Origin of the sequence: Streptosporangium sp. LJ11 (assembly GCF_051918945.1) — a bacterium.
GTDB lineage: Bacteria > Actinomycetota > Actinomycetes > Streptosporangiales > Streptosporangiaceae > Streptosporangium.
Genome location: NZ_JBPXMB010000089.1, coordinates 1 through 1480 on the forward strand (window position 1 = coordinate 1; position 1480 = coordinate 1480).

Below are 1480 nucleotides of genomic sequence, written 5' to 3' on the forward strand. Positions count from 1 at the left end.
AGAGCGTGTTTGAGAGCGGGCGTTGCAACACCGTGATCTTGGTTGGTGAGACTGGTCGGTGTGCAAGAGCAGGACGGGTGGTGGGCGGCGTTGTCTCCACAGGTTCGTGGTCGGATCGACGAACAACTTCGTCGTCAGCGGCTGATTGAAGCCATCGTGCTGTTGCGGTCCGAAGGTGGGTTTGATCTTGCCCCTGACCTGTATGAGATGCAGAACATGCTGCGGGAGCGATCCGTCTGGTTGGCCGAGCAGGGCTTGGTTGACCTTGAAGAACCGCCCGTGCAGGTTCCACAGCTGATCGGGATGGTCAACGCGATCAGCGAGCCGGTGGTCGCGGTTGAGGTGCTGTGGGACGGAGATACTCAGGGCTGGTTCGTGGAGCTGGTCGCGATCGTGCAACGGCCGGGCCGGTACCATCACCGCTTCGACGAGCGGCCGCTGGCGCTGTTTCGGCGCGGGAGCGACCTGCGCTTGTTCAACGGCGAAGTTCCGCCTTGGCCGGAAGCCGTCGAAGCTGCCGAGAAAGGCCAGGCGGTAGCCCGCAGCCTCGGCGTGCCGTTCCACTTCGCCAGCCCGGACACACCCGATGACGAATCGCCACGCTGGTGGGACTCACAGGCTGCTTGACGAACGTGATCAAGGGCAGCGGAAGACACGTCGACGCTGGCGTTGAGCGGGTCGGCCGTGGGTGATACGTCGGGCCATGCCGGCGATGGCGGCCCAGCGCACGATGGCCTCGGAGACCCCAGAATGGCGTTCGTAGTCGCGGGCTAGTCGGCGGCAGGCGGTCAGCCAAGCCAGAGTCCGCTCCACCACCCAGCGGCGCGGGTGCACCGCGAAACCGCGCTGCTCGGCGGGTTTGCGCACGATCTCCACAGTCGTCTTGAGGATGTCGTGGGCCCAGTCCACCAGACGTCCGGTGAAGCCCTGGTCAGCGAAGACGTACCGGATCGGCGTGGCCAGATAAGTGCCGAGCAGCACGGTTTTGGCGCCGTCGCGGTCTTGTCGGCTCGCCGCCATCACCGCCACCGCGATCAGCAGCCCGCACATGTCGGTGACGATGAACCGTTTACGGCCGTTGACCTTCTTGCCGGCATCGTAACCACGGCTGTCACCGGCAACGGTATCGGCACCTCGTACGGACTGCGAGTCGATAATTCCGGCAGATGGCTCCGGATTGCGGCCCTGCTGGACACGGGCCTTGGTGCGCAGCGCCGCCAGCAGTTTCTCGGTCACGCCAGCGGCTTCCCATCGGGTGAAGTACCAGTACACGGTCTGCCACGGCGGCAGGTCAGCTGGCAGATAGCGCCACGGGCAACCCGAACGCACTACGTACAGAATCGCGTTGACGATCTCCCGACGCGGGTGTTTCTCCTGCCGGCCGTTGGTGTTGGGCTGCGGTAGAAGCGGCTCGATGAGCGCCCACTGGGCATCGGTCAGATCCGACGGGTAACCACGACGAGCAGACGACATCCAGCCC

The 1480-nt window shown here is 64.8% G+C and carries 2 protein-coding genes; one reads left to right on the forward strand and one right to left on the reverse strand.

Annotated features, from left to right (window positions below):
* The first annotated feature begins 60 nt into the window (after positions 1-60).
* On the forward strand, positions 61-627 hold the full coding sequence (locus tag ACTOQ3_RS43495) for a hypothetical protein (protein WP_440089920.1): 567 nt from the start codon (positions 61-63) through the stop codon (positions 625-627).
* 9 nt (positions 628-636) lie between these two features.
* On the opposite strand, the gene ACTOQ3_RS43500 is transcribed toward ACTOQ3_RS43495, so the two are convergent.
* Complete coding sequence (locus ACTOQ3_RS43500) at positions 637-1473, reverse strand: IS5 family transposase (RefSeq protein WP_440089921.1); 837 nt, start codon at positions 1471-1473, stop codon at positions 637-639.
* Positions 1474-1480: the final 7 nt, after the last annotated feature.

Excerpts from the sequence above, each read along its gene's own strand:
- ACTOQ3_RS43500 (WP_440089921.1), bottom strand. The coding sequence starts at position 1,473 with ATGTCGTCTGCTCGTCGTGGTTACCCGTCGGATCTGACCGATGCCCAG.